This is a genomic window from Rahnella laticis (genome assembly GCF_015644585.1).
Taxonomy (GTDB): Bacteria; Pseudomonadota; Gammaproteobacteria; order Enterobacterales; family Enterobacteriaceae; genus Rahnella; species Rahnella laticis.
In genome coordinates this window covers 566,028-586,846 of record NZ_JADOBI010000002.1, presented here as the reverse complement: position 1 = coordinate 586,846, position 20,819 = coordinate 566,028, and the positions used below count along the sequence as shown (strand labels likewise).

14 protein-coding genes are annotated in these 20,819 nt (G+C 55.8%); 6 read left to right on the top strand and 8 right to left on the bottom strand.

The window, feature by feature from the left end:
- Positions 1–108: 108 nt before the first annotated feature.
- The 5 genes from IV433_RS05855 to IV433_RS05835 form a co-directional block, all read right to left on the bottom strand.
- Complete coding sequence (locus IV433_RS05855; protein ID WP_195813419.1) at positions 109–2,490, bottom strand: virulence factor SrfC family protein; 2,382 nt, start codon at positions 2,488–2,490, stop codon at positions 109–111.
- The gene (locus IV433_RS05850) at positions 2,487–5,474 is read right to left on the bottom strand and encodes a virulence factor SrfB (RefSeq protein ID WP_195813418.1); all 2,988 of its coding nucleotides are present in this window, start codon (positions 5,472–5,474) and stop codon (positions 2,487–2,489) included. Before IV433_RS05850 ends, IV433_RS05855 begins: the two co-directional genes overlap by 4 nt.
- 4 nt (positions 5,475–5,478) lie before the next feature.
- Positions 5,479–6,837, bottom strand: a complete 1,359-nt coding sequence (locus IV433_RS05845) for an SrfA family protein (RefSeq protein ID WP_195813417.1) — start codon at positions 6,835–6,837, stop codon at positions 5,479–5,481.
- Positions 6,838–7,018: 181 nt separating this feature from the next.
- Positions 7,019–7,912, bottom strand: coding sequence for a dihydrodipicolinate synthase family protein (locus IV433_RS05840; RefSeq protein WP_195813416.1), 894 nt, complete (start codon positions 7,910–7,912; stop codon positions 7,019–7,021).
- A 50-nt stretch (positions 7,913–7,962) separates the two neighbouring features.
- Positions 7,963–9,408: a DHA2 family efflux MFS transporter permease subunit gene (locus IV433_RS05835; protein ID WP_195813415.1), complete on the bottom strand. Its 1,446-nt coding sequence runs from the start codon at positions 9,406–9,408 to the stop codon at positions 7,963–7,965.
- A gap of 352 nt (positions 9,409–9,760) precedes the next feature.
- On the opposite strand from IV433_RS05835, the gene IV433_RS05830 reads away from it, so the two are divergent.
- Positions 9,761–10,672: a DMT family transporter gene (locus IV433_RS05830; protein ID WP_195813414.1), complete on the top strand. Its 912-nt coding sequence runs from the start codon at positions 9,761–9,763 to the stop codon at positions 10,670–10,672.
- A 27-nt stretch (positions 10,673–10,699) separates the two neighbouring features.
- Here IV433_RS05830 and IV433_RS05825 read toward each other — a convergent pair whose 3' ends face one another.
- Complete coding sequence (locus IV433_RS05825) at positions 10,700–11,947, bottom strand: LVIVD repeat-containing protein (protein WP_195813413.1); 1,248 nt, start codon at positions 11,945–11,947, stop codon at positions 10,700–10,702.
- Between the two features lie 9 nt (positions 11,948–11,956).
- Positions 11,957–13,024: a sugar ABC transporter substrate-binding protein gene (locus tag IV433_RS05820; RefSeq protein ID WP_195813412.1), complete on the bottom strand. Its 1,068-nt coding sequence runs from the start codon at positions 13,022–13,024 to the stop codon at positions 11,957–11,959.
- A 223-nt stretch (positions 13,025–13,247) separates the two neighbouring features.
- Between IV433_RS05820 and IV433_RS05815 the strand changes: the two genes are divergently transcribed.
- The gene (locus IV433_RS05815; protein ID WP_195813411.1) at positions 13,248–14,330 is read left to right on the top strand and encodes an oxidoreductase; all 1,083 of its coding nucleotides are present in this window, start codon (positions 13,248–13,250) and stop codon (positions 14,328–14,330) included.
- A 91-nt stretch (positions 14,331–14,421) separates the two neighbouring features.
- On the opposite strand, the gene IV433_RS05810 is transcribed toward IV433_RS05815, so the two are convergent.
- Positions 14,422–14,964 (bottom strand): NAD(P)H-dependent oxidoreductase, encoded by a 543-nt coding sequence (locus tag IV433_RS05810; protein WP_195813410.1) that lies wholly within the window; start codon positions 14,962–14,964, stop codon positions 14,422–14,424.
- Between the two features lie 122 nt (positions 14,965–15,086).
- Here IV433_RS05810 and IV433_RS05805 point away from each other — a divergent pair, with 122 nt between their 5' ends.
- The 4 genes from IV433_RS05805 to IV433_RS05790 all read left to right on the top strand — a co-directional run bounded on the left by IV433_RS05805 (position 15,087) and on the right by IV433_RS05790 (position 20,810).
- The gene (locus IV433_RS05805) at positions 15,087–15,440 is read left to right on the top strand and encodes a winged helix-turn-helix transcriptional regulator (protein WP_195813409.1); all 354 of its coding nucleotides are present in this window, start codon (positions 15,087–15,089) and stop codon (positions 15,438–15,440) included.
- A gap of 195 nt (positions 15,441–15,635) precedes the next feature.
- A complete protein-coding gene (locus IV433_RS05800; protein ID WP_195813408.1) occupies positions 15,636–16,601 on the top strand; it encodes a VirK/YbjX family protein in 966 nt (321 codons plus the stop codon).
- A gap of 389 nt (positions 16,602–16,990) precedes the next feature.
- Entirely contained in the window at positions 16,991–18,556 is a 1,566-nt protein-coding gene (locus IV433_RS05795) for an MFS transporter (protein WP_195813407.1), read from the top strand.
- Positions 18,557–18,641: 85 nt separating this feature from the next.
- Positions 18,642–20,810, top strand: coding sequence for a right-handed parallel beta-helix repeat-containing protein (locus tag IV433_RS05790; RefSeq protein ID WP_195813406.1), 2,169 nt, complete (start codon positions 18,642–18,644; stop codon positions 20,808–20,810).
- The last annotated feature ends 9 nt before the right edge of the window (positions 20,811–20,819 follow it).

The following is a 20,819-nucleotide window of genomic DNA, read 5'->3' as shown; positions in this document are numbered from 1 at the left end:
GGAGGCGGTAAGCGGTTTTGATGTCGCGCTAACCCACTGAATTTTGTGATTTAGATCTCACTGCAAACCCGCGTCACAGAGGCGTTTTGCCCCTGTGACGGGTTATTTTCAGGCCGGAACGGCTAATTTTCCGAGCAGACGTTCTAAGTGTTCGCGCTGTTGCGCAGGAATTTCACCGCCCGCGGCGTAACCGGCGTTACGCATGATGCTTTCCTGCAATCCGACCAGCCAGTCGTAAATGTAAAACGCGGTCGAATTGGTCGGCGTCGCGGAGAGTCTGGTCAGCCTGCGGGAGGATTTCCAGCTGGCGACGTTTTTCTGCGGCTTGGCGAAAATCTTATTGCCCTTATTGATGCGGCTTTCCGGGCGTTCGGCTTCGCTGAGTTTTTCATAACCAAGCCACGCGACAAAATCACCGAGCACGGTCAGCGCGCGGGAAACCTGCCGGTCGGCGTGATGTTCATGTTCACGCGCACCGGCGGGCAAGGTTCCGCCCAGTGATCTCACCAGCGCCTCGCCCATATTCAGCCGGAAACTGGCGGTGATCAGCTCTTCCATCAGCAGTTCCACTGTCGGTTTTGCCACGCCAAGAAGGGCGATCAGCGGTTCGTTTTCCGGCAAACCGCGCAGATGGTTTATCCAGTAACGCTGCACCTGACGCGCAAACGCCGCGCCGTCATCCTGTTTTTCCTGCCACGGCTGCACATCCTGTTGCTCGGCAAACAAATCAATGTCGATGCCGATACCAAAGCTTTCGGCAGCAGTCTGATCCTGCGGGTCGGTTCCGGCGTCCTGCCCTGAAATCTCGTGATAAATCCGGTGCAGCTCATCGCGGCCGGGCAGCAGTTTTTCCAGCAATTCGCCGTGGACGCCGGTACGCGTCTGCAAGGCTTTAATCACGGTCTGAACGGTATGCTGCTTTTTCGCCGGGTCAGCCACTTCGCCTTTCTGGAACCAGCGGCCCAGCAGGTTATCCGCCAGCTCGCGGTAAAGTTCGTCACGCAGTTCTTCGAGACGGTTCAGCCGGATTTCCGGGCGAATTTCCGCGACCAGATAATCGGCCATACGTTGCAGGCCGCGTTCGTCCATCGCCAGCAATGCGCCCCAGGCATCGCCCGGATTACCGACGTGACGCTGCACGGCCTCATCGAAATGCACCGATTCAGTCATGCGGCGGTCAAACGGCGTCAGCACCCAGACCAGCCCCGGCTTGCGGCGGCCGCGAACCTGCGTGTTTTCGCCCTGCATTTCTTTGACCCAGTATTCCAGCGTGCGACCAACGGCAACCACGTCATCACGTTTATCCGCGGCGGTACACACCATCAGCATATTCATTTCGTGGCGGTCGGTATAACGCTCGGGCAGATAGGCCATTTTGGCGCGGAACAGGGCGTCTTTTTCGTCGTCCGTGCCGTCTTCTGCCAGAGCGCTCTGCGCCGGTAAATCCAGCAGGTCAGTCTGTTCGAACAGCACTTCGCGAGGCGGCGAAAGCAGCGGAATTTGCACTTCGGACGCCAGCAGCGTCAGTTCAGCCAGTGACAACGTCACCTGTGAACCGGTTTCTTCACCAAACTGCGGGCAGACCGGCACCTGAATATCCCAGGTCGGCGACGGGCTGAAGATCCCGTCCGCAGGCTGCATCGCGTCATCCACCAGAATGCTCAGCGGCGCCAGCAGACTTTGCGCATTACCAAGATGTTGCAGCGTATGGGCGTAATGACGGTAAGCTGCGGTTAATGCAGGCGTATTGCCCCACAGCAAAGAGAACAGGCGGGCGCGATCGTCAACGTTCAGATATGGCGCAAGCTTCACGGCCACCGGCCAGTAATGCGCGTTGAGATGGCGGAAACGGCGGGCGTCGAGACGGATCATCGAATCCCATAACCCCATCATCTGCTCGCTGGTAAAGCCTTCAACCGGCTCCGGCTGGCGGTGCATCATCAGCTTATTGAGATGCTCGGTGATCTGCTGCGTATCGGGAACGTGATAGCTGGCATCCGGCTCAAACGCGCGGGCAACGATGCGTGCCAGATCGGCTTCGCTGAGCAGCAACATGCGCACCGGAAAAGCGCGGTCTCTCACATCCACCTGACGCGTAAAGCGGGTCGCCAGACGGGCGGCGCGGTTGCCGGGATTAATCTGCGTCAGATAATCAAGGGTCACGCCGCCGAGGCGGGTTTCAAGACGGCCATAGTTCCCGGCCGCCAGAGAGCAAATCAGATAGGATTTCCCGGCCTGAGAATGCCCGTAGAAACCCAGCGCCGGGGGCAGTTCGCACGCCAGCGCCAGACGCTGTGCTTTATCGCGGCAACGTTTGAGTTGCAGACGCAAACGGTCGGCTTCCAGATCCAGACGCGGTGCCTGTTCACGGGTGGCGTCCACCCACTCCAGCGCGTCGCCCATTGTCGCGGCAGCGGCCGCGAACTGACGCTGTAATTCGTTGGTGGTCAGCGCCGGTGCCGGTGTTGAAACTGTCATACTTGTTGTCATGAGACGAATACGCTCCCACTGTCGATCCAGTAATGGCTTTCACCCAGTGTGTTCAGCCTGAGCCGCAGATGATGAGACGGCACTTTGGTGCCGTTATCCAGCACCGCGCTGGCGATGTCGAAAAATTCCGGTGTCGGGTGATCTTCGCCTTTTTTAACGGCCAGTTTTACGCGCAGCACGCTGTCGCCAGCCACTTTACGCGCCAGCTCCGGCTCCGCAATCGACAAGGTATACAGCGGGGACGCAGGCCAGCGGTCATTTTCCAGCTGACGGAAACCGAGACAAATCGCGCCACGGATACGGAAACTGGCGGCGCTGTCGAGCTTGTAATCATGCGCATCCAGATCGATATCGCTGTAGCAAACATTGTCGTCGGTCAGAACCTGATTACCGTCGAGCATGCCGAGATAACGCACCGTGGAATACGGCTGGAAATCACCGGCCTTGAAATAGAAGCCTGGCAGCCGTAAATCCAGCGCCAGCAGGCACAGCATCGCGCCTACCGCCGCCGTCGATTTCGGGTTATCGATGCGCCCCTGTTTGTTAAACGGATACCAGCCGCTGGTGTGATAACCGTCCAGCGAAAGCATGCGGTTAATCGGTAACGGCTGGAGATGGCGGAACAGCGCCTGAATACCGGGGAAACGCGAAGGGCGGCCGGTCAGCAACAGCACGTCGCAATCGTGCAGCGACACCACTTCACAGAGCGAACGCAGATTCTGCGTGATGCTCATGCGGTTAGATAAAAATTCGTTGTGCAGTTTGCTGAGTTTGAGCACCAGCGGAGCCTGCAAAATATCGAAAACGGCGGAACCGGCAGGCAGCACGCGCTGAATTTCGCTGTGCAGATAATCCAGCACTTTTTGCGTCGGATGTTGCCCCAGCAGTTCGCCAAACGGCGCATCGATTTCCGCGTGTGTGTCCAGCGGATCAAAACGTTCGTAAACTTCCAGCACGGCGTGAGCCAGCGGGATGAAAATTTGCAGCGTACTTTGCTGACGCAGCGTCGCGTGCCCGTCCATACGGCCTTCACTGCCAAACAGGCGCGTCATCAGGCTGTCCGGATTCGCCAGCCCGGCGTTCTTCAGCGCGGCGTGCAGCGCAGGTAAAATATAAAGCTGGATCACATCGAGCAGAATATCGTCGCCCGCCACTTTAAACCCTTCGCGGAACAGCAGGCGCGGGGTGATTTTGACGTTATTTCCCATACCGTCGTCGAGCCAGTATTGGGTAATCGCCAGATCGGTGGTGCCGCCGCCAATATCAATCGACGCGATGCGCAGGGTTTTACCCACCGGTTCATCGTCGGCCAGTTCCCGATCCGGACGCGCCATGCTGGCAAAGAATTCGCCGGTATGACCGCCGAAGTTCACCTGCGTTTCGTTGTACAGATACACCATCTGGCCGCAGGTCGCTTCGTCCCACTCCATCTGCACATCGGGCACCGGCATGCGGCTTTTGGCTTTATCAGTCTGGTTTTTAAAACCGTCATCCGACGGATGCCAGCCCATAGATTTCCAGACAAGACCAATCGCTTCCTGCATTCTGCGGCGGAAAATTTCGCGCTCAGGTTTCGGCATCGCCGACGGCAGCGTCAGAATAATATTGCGGATCTGGCGGGGCGCGGACGAGCGCAGCATGCGGATGCGCTGCGCCGGACTGTTGATTTGCATCATCGCCTGCGCCAGCAGTTCGGACAGCATCAGCGTCATCACTGAGCTGCGGCTGTAATGAGCAGAAAACACCGGCAGACGATCTTCCGGCGGCAGGTCAGACAGCGGCTGACCTTCGTCATTGATGAGGAACGTCAGCGGCATCGCCGCCGCCACCGGCTCCTGCACCGCACCGTGGCCGCCCTGGCTGAAACGCCAGCCCGGCGTGTAACTGTCTTCATCCCACAAATAACGCCGCGGGCTGGAAATTCCGGTCGATCCTTCCGTGCCTTCGCGCAGCAGCGCCAGACGGCTGGCTTCACGCCCGGCACGCAGAATTGACGGCCAGATAAAGGCATCGTCACGGCCGCTTTCAACGGAAAAGTTCGGTTTACCAAAGCGCGCCTGAGCAAATTCCACACGGCTCTCAAACAGCTCGTTATAGAGAAAATGCGGCTGTGAGAGGTCACGCAGTTGCAGTTCGCTGGTCTGTTTCAGGCCGTCGGTTTCGCCAACATGGTCTTCTACCAGAATGCCGCAGGTGTGCGAGTTACCGACGTCGAGGATAAGATCCACGTTGATCGCCGGCTCCTGAAGCGTCGCGCCGTTGATCTTCAGCTCCGGAATACTCAGCTGGCTGCCGAGCATTTCCAGCAGGTTCAGATAGTGAGCCTGATACTCAAATTCACGCAGCGCCACTTTGATATTGCGCGCCTCACGGTCTTCGCGCAGTGCCGCCTGCTCGGTAAAGACTTCACGCAGCCAGCCGTCTACCCAGGTCTGGTCGAGAAACTCAGGCAACTCTTCGTTGTGCCACGCCAGCGCAAAGTTAATGCCATTTTTCACGTCGTCCGGCGTCGGAGCCAGCAGCGCCTGTTCTTCATCGCCTTCGGTCACGCGGGTATCAAACGCCACCACCACGCGGTGCGTACTGCCATCGGCTTCCGGCGTATCGAGCGCGCGGATTTGCACACGCGCCCAGTTATCCGGGCCCGCCATAAAAGTGCGCGGAGGATTAAAACGCAGGAACGGCAACGGCAGCCAGACCTGATCGAGCAATTTGAGCGACTGTTCCAGCGGGAAACTGAATTCAGGCCGCACCACTTCCGGTGCGCCGCCGTCCACGCCGGGTAAAAAATGGCGTCCATTTTGCGGGTTGAAATCCAGACGCAGCAGCGGGCCGTTGGCGCTTTTGCGCACGAACTTGGCGGGCAGTGCATCATCCCAAACCGGTTTGAGCGCGAAGTCGAGAAACTGAATACCGCTGTCCTGGATCAGGGTGACGGCCTGCTTAAAAATGGTCTGTTTAAAATCTGTAATGGTTGCCAGCATGCTGTTATTTACCTTCGCGCTTCATGGTAATTGGGTAAACCGTGTCACCGTTGTAACGCCCCTGACACACCGCAGCGCCCGTCGCGCCCTGAGTACAGCTGATTTCCGGCATCTGATAACGGGAACCGTCGCTGCATTTCGCCCTGTAGCGGCTGTTGATCACCAGCTTGCCCGACTGCATCAGGCCCGCGCCTGTTTCAGCGTGACAGGTCACGCCCGCGCCGTAGGTGATTTTCACCGTTCCCTGACCCTGTTTAATCTGATAACGCAGCACCGGCGGCTTGCCGGTTACCGGATCTTTAATATCGACGATGGCCGTCCAGTTACCGTTGAGGAATTTGGTTGAACCGATTTTTACGGCGTCCGCTGGCAGCACCAGTGAATTTTTGCTGACCGGACCCGGTGCAGGCGCTGGCTCAGCAACGACCGGGTTCTTCTCGGCTTCTGCCACCGGTTCAGGCGCAGGAACAACCAACGCCGCCGGAGCCACCGGCAGTGCGGCCGGAGCCGGTTTCGCAACCTCCGGTTCCGGTGCTTTCACTTCCGTTGCGACCGGTGGCGGTGCGATAGCGACCGGTTCAGCCGCCGGTTTTGGCGCTTCGGCTTTCGCGGTTTCAGCTTTCGGTTCAGGCGTTCGCGTATACAACCAGGCGGCAGCAGAACCGGCGAAGACCAGTGCCGCGACCGGTAATGCCCAGATCAGCGGTGATTTTTTACGGTGCGGCGCGGCGACCGGTTCAGGCGTTGCGTTTTCCTGTTCGGCGGCGCGGGCTTCAATAGTTTTGATCACGCGCGGTGCCGGAGGCAGTTCGATGACCGGTTCCTGTACGCGCGGTTTTTCGGCGGCGAGAGACAGCGTCGGCAGCGGTTCTTCGGCTTTCAGCGTATTACGCAAAGCGGCAAACGGGTCGGCGTTATGGGTGTTATCCAGGCTGACAAAGCCCCAGAACGTCAGTACCGGCTGGCCGCCCACCAGATAAACGTGGTTCTGATCCGGGAAACGAAACGCCTTTTCCAGCAGGGAGCCGAAAAACTGATTCGCGGATTTTTCAGAGGCTTTCGCCGTTTTGCTGATTTGCGCTACGGCATCCAGACAGTTTTCGAGCTGGCGCAGCGCGGAGGCGCGGGCCGCATCGGTGGCCGCTGCCCACGACACGACTTTGCCTTCGCGCGGGGAATACCAGTCAAGCCGGTCACCGGCTTCATTGAGTTGCGGTATAGCCAGACAATCGGCAATTGCAGGTTGTTTACGCAGACGTAAGGTTTCCCGTAATTGCAGGGCTGACGCGTAAACCGGTTGCCCGTTTTCGCCCAGCGCAAGGATGTCGTTGAGACTGCCACTGCGTAAAAATGATTTTGCCACGCCTGAAAAGCCTTTATTGGTTTTGCGCTGCGGAAGAAAACAGGCAGAAAAGGTTCATGATGCGGACACTTTAGGGGATTTAAGCGAAATCAAACGGGGGAATAAGCAACAAAAAGGGTGGCTGTTTATGGCGTGGGTATAAAGAAAGGAATAATGGCGGGACAAACGCCCGCCATCAAAATCAGGCCTGTAAACGCAGTTGTTCGAGAACGACCGCCAGACGCTGACGCGCATCGCCGCCCAGAGACTGGAGCGGTAACGGCAGGCAGGGCGCGGAAACCATGCCCAGTAATTCGGCGGCGGCGGCCACGACGCGGACACTGCCGTGTTTTCTGAATAACACCCATAACGGCTCAAGCTGCGCCGATAACGCCTGTGCGCTCTCCGCATTGCCACTTTTCGCCGCGCGGGCAATGGCGACCGGAATTTCCGGGAACAAACCGCCAATCACGGAATACCAGACGTCGCCGCCCTGCGTCAGCACGGTTGCTGCCGCCAGATCACCCGCAGCACCCAGTGCGATATGTGCAGGCAGTAAGGCGCGCAATGCGTCCAGACGCTGGCGGGTTGCGGCCGGATCCGGCGAAAGGTTAGGGATTTTGATGCTGGCAACGTGCGGCAGTTGCGCCACGCGGACATACAGTTCATCGGAAAATTCAAAATGCGTGGTGCCCGGATTATCATAAACGCACATTGGCACCGACAGGTTACGGGACACCGTTTCAAACAGCGTAAACACTTCATCTTCGGTGAGTTTCTGGTACGACACCGGTGCCAGTAATACCGACTTCACGCCCGCCTGCTGGGCATCTTCAGCCAGACGTAACACATCAGACGTCCGTACAGAACCGATACTGACCATCACCGGCACATCACCCGCATTTTCAACCGCCAGGCGTGCAACGCGGGCGCGTTCTTCGCGGGTCAGATAGGCGTAGCTGCCCGTTGAACCCAGCGCACCTATGGAATCCACGCCAGCACTGACCAGCCGGTCAATCAGCCGGACAAAAGATTTCTCGTCAATGCCGTTTTCCGTAAGCGGCGTAAGGGGAAAAGCGCTTAATCCTGTGAACATCGGTCTCTCCGAAAGAAGTTAAATAGCCCGGATAATCATAGCGTCATCATTCATTTTTTGCCGGACACCGCGACACCGGCGTCGGGTTTCAGCCGCAGTATATCCAGCCAGCCAATGAGTGTCAGGATCGCAATTACCACGAACGCGACTTTAAAACTCAGGCCGGGAATTGAATCCCAGTGCATCGCGGCGATCAGCTGTTCGCCGAGCCGCGTACCAAGCGCGCCGACAGTAATGCCCAGCCCGACGGAAAGCTGCAAAACCGTGCTGAACAGCGTGTTGGCATCGGCCATTTGTCTGGCCGGAACATCGGAAAACGCCAGCGTGCTGATGCCGGTAAACTGCATCGAACGGCTGAGGCCACCGAGAAACAGCAGCAACATCACCAGCCAGTCGGGAGTTCCTGGCGTCAGGAAAGCACAAAACAGCAGCGAGAAAACGCTCAGTAATCCGTTCACCACCAGCACCGGCCGGAATCCAAACCGGCGGATCAGCGGCGTTGTTGCCGGTTTCATCGCCAGATTCCCGGCAAAAACCGCCAGAACCAGCAGCCCGGCATGGAAAGGATCCATCCCGAAACCCACCTGCAACATCAGCGGCAGCAGGAAAGGCACGGCGCTGATGGTCACACGAAACAGCGAGCCGCCGCCCATGCTGATGCGAAACGTCGGGATCGCCAGCGAACCCAGATGCACCATCGGCGCGGGGTCATGTCGCAGATGACGTAACGCCAGCACCGACAGCACAACGCCCACCAACAGCAGCGCAATGGCGGTGATCCATAAAACGTGGTCCTGACTGATCAGCTCCAGCCCCGTCACCAGCGAAAGCATCGCCATGCCGGTCAGCAGAAAGCCCGGTTTATCGAAGTGCTTCGGCTGGTCAGGTTTTTCCTGCGGGAAAAGCCGCCACGCGAGCATCATCGCAATAATGCCCAGCGGAACATTGATGTAGAAAATCCAGTGCCAGGAAGCATAGTGAGTGATAAAACCGCCGAGCGGCGGCCCGAGAATTGGCGCGACCAGCGCAGGCCAGGTGAGGGTGGCGATGGCTTTAATCAGCTGCGGTTTCGGCGTGGTTTTCAGCACCGTCAGACGCCCGACCGGCACCATCAGCGCGCCGCCAATCCCCTGAATAATACGGAGAATGATAAATTCACTGACATTGGTCGCCAGCGCACAAAACAGGGAAGCCAGCGTGAACACGCCCAGCGCAAAGGTGAACACATTGCGCGCCCCGAAACGCTCCGCCGCCCAGCCGCTGGCAGGGATCAGCACCGCCAGCGTCAGCATATACGCGCTCATCCCTGCATTCAGATCTACCGCCGAAACGCCGAACGACAGGGCCATTTGTGGCAGCGCGGTGGCAATCACCGTGCCGTCGATAAACTCCATGAAGAAAGCGGCTGCAACCAATAAAGCAATAACGGAAATTCCGGGGTTAACCGCGGAATCTCCCTGCGGATGTTCTGACGCATCCGATTTACTCTGGCTCATTTATTCTGTCCCGGACACCACAAAGGCGCTGCAAGATGCAGCGAAAGATAGATGATAAGTATTAAACCTATCACACACCTTTGCGCGGGTTATAGATCTGCAGAGGATCAAAAAGAGCGGTTTTAAACAGGAAGTGCGGCAAAGAATGCCTGGTCCGTGAGTTTGCAGGCGGAGTGGGAGAGGTCTTGCTGTAAGCAAAGCGCCTTACGCAGAATTAGAAAGCAAGAAAAAGAGGGATGCGCCGTTAACACATTCGCTACACTCATTGACATAATTCAGGTCGCCCGTAACAAATACGGGAATCAGGGTGCAATAAAACAATACACCACCCCATACCCAAAAGGAGAAGTGAATGAAAAGTGGCGATTATTGCCGTTTGTTGTTGCTGGCGGCTATCTGGGGCGGGAGCTTTTTGTTTATGCGGGTGGCATCTCCGGCGTTCGGGGCGATCAATACCGCGTTTTTACGGGTGCTGTTCGGGTTTGTCGGGCTGGTGGTGATTCTGGCGGTGCTGCGCACACCACGGAATTATCAGGGGAAATTCCGCAGTGCGTTGCTGCTCGGCGTGATCAACTCCGGGCTGCCGTTTCTGATGTATTGCCTGGCCGCACGCTGGCTGCCCGCCGGGTATTCAGCCATTCTCAATGCCACAACGCCGCTGATGGGTGTAGTCGTGGGCGGGCTGTTTTTCCATGAAAGCGTGACGCTCAAAAAGGCGCTCGGCGTGCTGCTGGGGTTATTGGGCATTACACTGCTGACCGCCACCGGCGCGGCGCAATCCGTGTCGTCGCTGCTGGCGGGCGTTATCGCCTGTCTGATAGCGACCAGCTGTTATGCGGTGGCCGGATTCCTGACGCGCCGCTGGATTTCCGAGCGAGGCGGGCTGGATCCGAAACTGGTGGCGACCGGCAGTCAGCTGGGCGCGACGCTGTTCCTGCTGCCGTTCTTTTTGTACACCTCCGCAACCGAAGCGCCGGTAAGCTGGGCGCAGCCGGTGGTCTGGCTGTGCGTGCTGGCGGTCGGTTTTATCTGCACGGCCTGGGCGTATATTTTGTATTTCCGCCTGATCGCCGATATCGGTCCGCTGCGCAGCATGACCGTGACGTTTCTCATCCCGCCGTTTGGTATTTTGTGGGGCTATCTGTTGCTCAATGAAACGCTGTCGGAAGGGTTCTTTGCGGGTGGTGTGCTGATTTGTCTGGCGGTATGGCTGGTGCTCAGCCCGGGGAAGAAGATGGCGGAAAAGAAAATCGCCGCGTCTTAAACTGACGAATTCAGACGCGGCGCAGCATTAACCGAGATACTCGATGATGGACAGGCCACCGTTGTAGTCTGTGCTGTAGATGATGCCCTGCGCATCGACAAACACGTCGCAGGACTGAATCACCTGCGGCCTGCCGGGACGGGTGTCCATCATTTTGGCCGGAGCCGCCGGCACCAGCGCACCGGTCTCTTTCGGCTGATACGGATTGCTGATGTCGTATGCGCGAACACCAGCATTCTGGTATGTGGCGAAAATCAGCGTCGAGCTGATAAAGCTGCCTGGCCGGTTCTCATGCAGGTTATGCGGGCCAAAATGCGCGCCTTTACTGACATAATCCCGCTCATCCGGCTGCGGGAACGTCGAAATACTCACCGGACTGGACGGCTCGCGCACGTCGAATACCCAGATCAGCTTCTCACCGTCTTCCTGATTATCCAGCACCGCTTCATCGAGCACGATCAGCAAATCCCGGTCCGGCAACGGCAGCGCGGTGTGCGTACCGCCACCAAACGGCGGGCTCCAGTTACGGTGCGAAATCAGCTGCGGCGCGGTCCGGTCTTTGATGTCCAGCAGCGTCAGGCCGCCGTCGCGCCAGCTGGCATACGCCGTGTCGCCGCTGATGATTGCGTGATGCAGCGCGTAGCGTTTACCTTCCGGCCAGTCCGGCTTTTCACCGCCCGCGGTGTGCATCCCCGGCAACCACCAGCGTCCGGCCACCTGCGGCTGACGCGGGTCAGCCAGATCGATAGTCAGGAAAATGTAATCGCTGTAACCGTCGATCAGGGCTGAAACGTAAGCCCAGCGCCCGCCGACATACCAGATGCGGTGAACGCCAATGCCTTCCAGCCCGAGAAAGCCGATCTCTTTTGGCTGATCGGGCGTCGAAATATCAAAAATCCGCACACCGGCGCTCCAGCCGCGCTGCTGTGTGCCTTTGACCGTCTCGCTCACGGAACGGGTGTAATACACTTTTTCATCGGCAAAACGCACGTCGGCAAACAAATCGCGGGCGTTGATCACCAGCAGTAAATCGTCGTGCGCCTGTAAATGCACATTCCAGGTGCCCGGCGGTGCCGCAACGAAACCGGCAGGGCGCGGATTTTTCGTGTCGCGGACATCCACGATAGAAAAGCCCTGCGACACCATATGGCCGATATAGGCATAACCACGGTGAACCATGACCTGTACGCCGTCAGGCTTTCCGCCCTGATCGCTGTGACCGATCAGCCGCATGTTGCGGCTGAATTCCGGTTGCGGAAGAGATTGAGTTGTCATGTTCCGGCCTTATTTCTTATTTTTGGCTTCGAGGGTGGCGAACCACGGGGCGATGAAATCATCCGATTTACCCCAGCCCGGAATGACTTTCGCCAGCGACGCGACGTTGACGGCATCCGGATTGCTGATCAGCAACGCCTGCGGAATGGCAGAAGCTTTGAAATCATAGGTAGCAGGCGTTTTCTCGCCGGCAATTTTATTGGCAACCAGACGCAGGTTAATCGCGCCGATCAGTTTCGGATCGACCGCCGCGCTCAGCTTCCACGGGCTGTTTGCCTCTCGCATCAGGCCGATATCCTGATTGGAAATGTCGATGCTGTAGAGTTTGATTTCCGTGCGGCCATTTTCCTGCAAGGCTTTGTACGCGCCCTGACTGAACGCATCCCACGTCCCCCAGATGGCGTCAATTTTGCCTTTCGGGTACTTCGCCAGAATCGCGCCAATTTTGTTGGCCGTGTCGCCCTGAACGTCCGAAGACACCGCGCCGACGGATTCGAGTTCGTGAATTCCCGGCTGGTCTTTCAGCAGCTTTTTATAGGCATCCTGACGACGTTCCATTGGCGGAAAACCGGCGACCCACAGTTTGACGATATTGGCTTTGCCGTTGAAATCCTTCACCAGCTGGCCCACGGACATTTCGGTTAACGACGCATCGTCCTGCTGGGTAACGGTTACGCCGGGAATGTCGCCGTTGACGGCGGTATCAAAAACCGACACCGCGATGCCGCTGGCGGTAATGCGCTTGAGCAATTCGGTGGAATACGGATCGCGTCCCTGAGACAAAATAATGCCGTCGTACTTCTGGCTGATGGCCTGATTGACGAAATCCTGGAATTTGGCGTCATCGCCGTTACTCAGAAACGTGCTGACCTGAAAACCTAACTTGCGGCCTTCCTGGATCGCACCGGAGACAAATTGCGTGGTGTTATCGTCCGAGCCCAGATTGCGGATCACCGCAATGCGCACCGGCCCTTTATGATCGGCAATGGCTTTTGGTATCGCGGCGGAGTCTGCCGCAAAAGCAGGAAAGACCGACAACAAACTTAATGCCAGCAATGAAGAGGTGAACAGTTTCATTTCAATTACCCTGTGTGTGGTTAATCATCATTCGAACGGGAAGACAATTCATGCAGGCCTTTGGGGAGGCTTTTAGAATGCGTTAATGAATTGATTGTCCGAGTTTTGATGACAGGGTAGTGATTGGCAACGAACTAAAAGGCATAAGTTAATGCCAAAGATTATTAGCCATCCGGATGTCCGGGCGTAGGATGTTAACAGCTTCTAATTTAAGGATTTCCCCATGAGCGATACTGATATCCGCGTGGTTACCGGCCCCGCAAACTACTTTTCATTCCCCGGCGCGATTGATCGTCTGGCGCAGTTTTACACACCGGAACAACTGGATAACGCGCTGTGGATTTACGGCGAACGCGCACTGGCAGCAGCGCAGGACTATCTGCCCGAAGCCTTCAGCGCATCGCAGGCGAAGCGCGTATTGTTCAGCGCCCATTGCAGCGAAACCGAAGTCCGGCGCATCGCGGCAATTGGCGGGGAAGACCGTCAGGTCGTGATTGGGATCGGCGGCGGCGCAGTGCTGGATACCGCGAAAGTCGTGGCCCGTCGCCTTGGATTACCGGTTGTTGCCATTCCCACTATCGCCGCCACCTGCGCCGCCTGGACGCCGCTTTCCGTGTGGTACAACGATGAAGGGCAGGCGTTGCGTTATGAAATTTTCAACGACGCCAACCATCTGGTGCTGGTCGAACCGCGCATTATTCTCAGTGCGCCGAAGGAATATCTGCTGGCCGGTATCGGCGATACGCTGGCGAAATGGTACGAAGCAGTGGTGCTCAGCCCGCAGCCGGAAATTCTGCCTTTAACGGTGCAGCTTGGCCTGAACACGGCGCTGACGACCCGCGACGTTCTGCTCAGCGAAAGTGAAGCGGCGTTGCAGGCGCAGGACGACAATCAGCTGACGCAATCTTTCCTCAACGTACTGGACGCAATCATTGCCGGTGGCGGGCTGGTCGGCGGTCTGGGCGATCGCTATACCCGCATTGCCGCCGCGCACTCAGTGCATAACGGTCTGACGGCGCTGCCACAAACCGACGCCTTCCTGCACGGTACCAAAGTGGCTTACGGCATTCTGGTGCAGAGCGCACTGCTGAATCAGCCGGAAGTGGTTCAACAACTGAAAGCGCTGTACCGCGTGCTGGATCTGCCGGTCAGTCTGGCGCAGTTGCAGGTGGATATTCATGACGAAGCGCAGATCTCACGCCTGATTGAACGCACCTTGCAGACTGGTGAATCCATTCATCTGTTGCCGGGAAATCCGAATGCAGAACAGCTGCGTCTGGCGTTTGAATTTGTGGAAAACTTTTAACTTATGGAAAACCTTTAATTTATGGATAATAAATAGTGCGGCGGTGTCTTAATATTCCGAAAATAAAAACCCGGCATTTTCCGGGTTTAATTTATAAAGCTGACGATAAAGACTGAAGATAGTCAATATAGCCTTTCGCGCTTTTCTCCAGTTCTTCTTGCGAAATTCCATCTTCCGCGCCGTAAAAAGCATAGAAGGGAAGGTAATTTGCCTCTACATATCTTGCCGTCATTTCGAAAGGCAAAAGTATTTCTGTTAACGAATGCTGATAACGTCCTTCAGGCGCAAAATCCTCTTCCTTAATACCGGCGCTCACGGCCAGAGAAAACTTCCGGTTTCTGAGCTTGTACCCGCTGGTGGAGCCGTACGCCCAGCCATAGGTGAAGACTTCATCGAGCCATTGTTTCAGCAGCGGCGGGCTGTTAAACCAGTACAGCGGAAATTGCAGAACAATGCTGTCGTGCTGTTCAATTAACTGCTGTTCTTTTTGGACATCAATAATCCCGTCGGGATAAGCCTGATAAAGATTATGGACTGTATATAAATCTGGGTATTGGGTTAATTCCTGCATCCATCGTTTATTGATAACAGATTCATTCAGATTTGGATGAATAACCACAATGAGCGTTTTCAAATAATATCTCCCTTTATTCGATGAAATAATTCAGTGCCTGTTTGATGTTTGCATCATAGGGAGCTTTAATTTAAAGTACAATACTGTCATTTATGATAGGTACTATACAAAAGGATAGTGTAATGAATGCAGAAGCGGTCGATATTTCCTGCGAGCTTCAGGAAGAAACAGGGTTCGCGTATACGCTTTCGCTGGTCAGCGGAAAATATAAAATGATCATCCTTTACTCACTGACCGGGGCTACGCCTGTGGTGCGTTTCAATGAGCTAAAACGCCGTCTGGGGAAAATTTCATTCAGAACGCTTAGCCTCACGCTGAAAGAGCTGGAGAGCGACGGTTTGATCATCAGAAAGGAATATCCGCAAATTCCGCCCAAAGTGGAATACAGCCTTTCTGAAAGAGGCCAGTCGCTGATCCCGGTTTTAGACATGATGTGTGAGTGGGGAAACGTCCACAGCAATGACTCGCTGAACTGACGGATAAACAGCGCCAGATTACATAGCCGGTGAATGTGCAGAAAAAGCGGGGCGCTGTGTAAAGAAATCGTAAAGTAAACCGCAGTTAAACGATATGCACTTAATCCTGAACCCTCAGTCCTCTTTAAATCCACGTTGTTAAAATGTTTAAAAATCGGGTGATACCGTGATTATTTCAGGCAGCGGAAATAAATCATGGAACACTCGTCCCTCAATCAAACCGAATCCCTTAACGAAACAACGACAAAAAATGCCAGCGGATTCAACCTGTTTATGGATCTGCTGAGTGGTGCGCGCGTGCCTGATAATTTGTGGCGCGACCGGATGTTCCGCGTCAAATATTTCGTTCGCACCTTATTACATCCTCTGGACACCCTGAAAGTTCTCGACAAGATGGCCGCAGAACCGGTCTGGCGCGAGGCATTTACCGTTCAGACCAAACTGCCGAGCAAAATTCACAAACCCTATTTGTACCTCGGTTTACCGTCTGCTGGTCGCGCAGACGCGCTGGTTGACCATTACGCATTCGTCAGCGGTCTGGAAAATGCGTCATTACGTAATACCTTCCTCAGCGCGATGGGCAATACCGTCACGCAATTTACCGGCAAAGACGGCGAGGCATTCCGCGTGGTGCTCGGTTCCATCGGTAAATCTGAGCGTGAAGGTGAAGCCAACATGTTCCTGTATATGGAAGACACATTGCTGGCAGCGCTGACGTTCAGCGTGGTACAACGCCCGGAAGGGCCGACGATCGTGGTCGGCGGTTTCCAGGGCGCACACCGTTCAACGCCGCATGAAGTGATTAAACAGGCGACCAAATCCTGTTACGGGCTGTTTCCTAAACGTCTGTTACTGGAAAGCCTGCAACGCATTGCAGAAATGACCGGTGTGAAACGCATTCTGGCCGTCAGCGATACCGGGCACGTTTTCCGCAGCCTGCGTTACCGTCACCGTAAGAAAAATGTGTTTGTCGCCAGCTATAACGAATTCTGGGGTTCCATCAGTGCGACGGTGTATTCATCGGCGTTATATGACGTTCCGCTGGAACTGCCACGCAAAACCATGGAAGAGATCCCGAGCAAAAAGCGTTCCGAATACCGTAAACGCTATACCTTGCTCGATGAACTCAGTGAAAGCACAGCGACACTGCTGAAAGCCTGATATTCCGGGCGATTTATGAATCAGAATGACCCGCTGTAGCCCGCAATAAGGCCAGGGAATGGCCTGTTTTACCCCTTTCATGCACGACCTTTCACCTTAAAATGAAAAGAAATTCTCAGATTTTTCTCCAGGTTAAGTCATGGTTTTGATTAGTAATAGTCAGCAAACCATTCAACTCCAAACTAATGCAAAATGAACATTCTCGCGAATTGTGATTTTTTGATGGACGGGAATGTTACACGTATCGCAAAATTGCCTGACAAATTACCCGCCGCGCTTTCAAATGTGAACTGATTCACATCTATTCATTCATTCCGCCTATATAAAACGCTATCTCTATAAAAACGAAACAGCGGTTCATATTTCTAAACTCTCTGGCGGAACGACACATGAACACAGAAAAACCAATTTTATTTAAACATCAGCTGGCGTATGGCGGTGGGAATTTACTGGGCAGCGGGGCGCTGGCGATTGCCGGGATCTGGCTGCTTTATTTCTACACCACGTTTTGCGGCCTGACCCTGCTTCAGGCTTCTGCCATCTTCTCAGTTGCCAGCATTATTGACGCCATCAGTAACCCGCTGATGGGTTACCTCTCGGATAACTTTGGTAAAACGCGCCTCGGCAAACGCTTTGGCCGCCGCCGTTTCTTCATTTTGCTCGGCGTACCGCTGATGATGTTCTACCCGCTGCTGTGGGTCGAAGGCTTCGGATTCTGGTATTACCTGTCCACCTACGTGCTGTTCGAGCTGATTTATACCTCGGTCATGGTGCCGTATGAAACGCTCGCGACCGAAATGACTACCGACTTCTCGGCCCGTTCTAAACTGACCGGCTACAAGGCGATTTTCGGTAAAGTGGCAAACTTCCTGGCAGCTTTCATTCCCGGCCAGTTCATCCTGATTTACGGCAAAGACTCCGCGCAGCCGTTCTTCTTCACGGCGCTGACGTACGGGGTGATCCTGTGCGTTGCCATCGGCCTGCTGTATTTATCATCCTGGGAACGCCCGGTGGAAGAGACCACGCCGGTTGACGAAACCAAAATGAGCCTCGGCAAAACCATGCTGACGCTGGTACGCGATATGAAGTCGACGTTCCACCTGCGCGTATTCCGTAAGCATCTGGGCATGTATCTGTGCGGGTTTGGGGCAGAATGGCTCTTCGCGTCGGTCTTCACCTACTTCATCATTTTCGTTCTGCAATATGACCCGACCATGGTCGCCGGGCTGAGCAGCCTGAACTCCATTCTGCAACTGTTCTCTACCGCGATTTTCATCGGTATCTGCGTGAAACACGGTTTCAGCAAGCCATACATTCTGGCGCTGGGCATCGTGGTGTTTTCCGTTCTTTGCTACAGCCTGCTGCATTTCCTGCACCTGCCGCAACAGTACGCGACCGTGGCGATGCTGACCATTACCGTGATTTTCGGTATCGGCACCGGCGGCGTTTACTACATCCCGTGGACGGTTTACACCTTCCTGGCTGATGTGGATGAAGCCTTTACCGGCCGTCGTCGCGAAGGGATCTACGCTGGGGCGATGACCTTCTCCGGCAAGCTGATGCGCTCGGTGATCGTGTTTGTGATGGGCGCCATTCTGAGCTTCTACGGCTTCCAGTCCAAATCGCATACCCAGCCGGAAAGTGCAGTGATGGCGATTGCGCTAGTGTTCTGCATCGGAGTCATCGGCCTTGCGCTGATGGCGATGCTGTTCAGTAACCAGATGAAACTGAACCGTAAAACGCATCTGGTGGTGCTCGGTGAAGTGGCACGTATCAAGGCGGGCGGCGCCATTGGCCATATCAAGCCGGACGCACGCGCGGTCATGGAAGAGCTGATCGGCCATCCGTATGAAGAATGCTGGGGCAACAGCGCGGTATGCCGCAAAATCTTCAACACGCCCGCCGTCAGCGTGGACGTGCCTAAACCGCTGACCGGCACCACGCAGCAGCCGTAATTTCAGAAAACCCTGTAAACAGAACTCACCGACAGGCCGGGATAACCGGCCAGCGACCCCGTATTTTTTAAGGATGAGAAAAACTATGTGGGAATACAAACTGGCTGTGGTCGCGCGCTCCTTCGGGATTTGTGCACACAGCGTAGCCGCCGCATTGCCTGAACCGGAAAATCTGCGCTGGCACAGCATCACATTTGGTCAGTCCACCGACGTCAATTTCGCCACCAACGTATTGCCGGAAAAAATCGGCATGAACGAAGTGCGTCTGGCAGATGATAAGCCCGTTCCCGCAACGGGTATTCCGCTGACCACGCCGTTTACGCTGGAAAGCCGTGGCGGCAAAGTGGGGAACAGCCACGACGGCCTGACCTATTTCTATACGCGTCTGCCCGCAGAGGCGAATTTTCAGCTGGAAGCCGATATCACGCTCGATCAGTTTGGCCCGGAAAACGGCGCGAAACCGGCCGGTCAGGAAGGCGCGGGATTACTGGTGCGCGACATCCTCGGCGCATCGCGCGAGCCGGTCACCAGACCGGGCATTGAGGAGTTACCGGCAGCCTCAAATATGGTGATGAACAGCGTGATGGCCGTGGGCGATAAGCCGCCGGTCGTGGCGTTGATTGCACGGCAGGGCGTCAGACAGCCGTGGGGAAATACCGGGATCGGCATTGTGCGCGAGGAATACCACCCGCTGACCACGCCCGCGCATTTCTCGCTGCGGCTGACGCGAACGGACAGCGGTTTTGATGTTGCCTATGCGCCGCAGGGCAGCGACCAGTGGACGGTAAAATCCGCTGAAGGCGCAGACCGGGTCACACAGCTGGATAAAACCGGGTATTACGTCGGCTTCTTCGCCTCGCGCAATGCCAAAATCACGATCAGTCACGCGAAGCTGACACTCAGCGAAGCGCATTCCCTGCCTTCTGCGGCTTACGTGACACCGTCACTGAAACCGCGCATTGAAATCATGTCCTCGCCGGTCATCGCGCGCCGCGACAGCGTATTTCAGCTGCGCACTAACGGCGACGGCCAGTTGCAGATAGATGAAGGTAATAAGCCGTTGTTACGGCAGAAAACCGTTCAGGGTGGAGAAGTGGTTGCCGTGCCGTTCCACGCCGGGCAGCCTTCCACCACGCTGAAAGTGACGTTCACGCCCGAAAGCGGAAAACCGCTGACGCAGGAATTTGCGGTTCGTATGGCGCTGGTCAGCAATCCTGATGCGCTTTATGTCTCGCCGCAGGGCACGGCTGAAAACGACGGTTCGCAGGCGCATCCGCTGGATTTCGCCAGTGCGGTAAATCTGTTAGCACCCGGCGGCACACTGTGGCTGGCGGACGGTGACTATCCGGCCAGCGTGATCCCCGCCACCGCCAGCGGCACTCAGGCAAAACTGAAAACGCTGCGTCCGCTGGGCGAAAATGCGGTGTTTAACGGTTTAAAACTCGAAGCCAGTTTCTGGAATGTGCAGGGCATTACCGTCACGCAGAAAAGTTTTCATATTGCCGGAAGTCACAACCATATCGATCGCGTTAAAGCCCATCACGCCGACGATACCGGCATCTGGGTCGCCTCGCCGGACGGCATTGGCCGGGCGTTGTGGGCCAGCCATAACCTCATCAGCAATTCTGAATCCTGGGGAAATCAGGATCCGGGGCGTAAAAATGCCGATGGTTTTGCGGTCAAAATGCGCGTGGGCGAGGGTAACCGGCTGGTGAACTGCTATTCGCATGACAACGTGGATGACGGATTCGACCTGTTCAACAAAATCGAAGACGGCCCGAACGGCAGCGTCACGATCGAAAACAGCTTGTCGGTTCACAATGGCAGCAACGGATTTAAGCTCGGCGGAGAAGGCCTGCCGGTGGCGCACCGCGTGCTTAACAGCGTGGCGGTGGAAAACGGTATGGACGGCTTCACCGACAACTTCAACCCCGGCGCGCTTTACGTTGAAGGCAACCGCGCGGTGGACAACAAACGCTTCAACTTCCTGTTCCGTCCGTCGCCGTACACCACTGCGGACAAGCAGGGTGTCTTCAAAGACAATATTTCATTGCGTAACGCGCCGGGAAAATATGACGATTCTGTCAGCGGAAATATCGATGAGAGTAATTATTTTTATCTGAATAACAAAAGCGCGAATACGCTGAATAAAGAATTGATGCCGGGAGAGTTTATTTCTCTCAGGCTGCCGGATCCGGTTACCCGTCTTTCTGACGGCGGATTTAATTACGCTGACTTTTTGAAACGAAAATAAAGCAGCGTG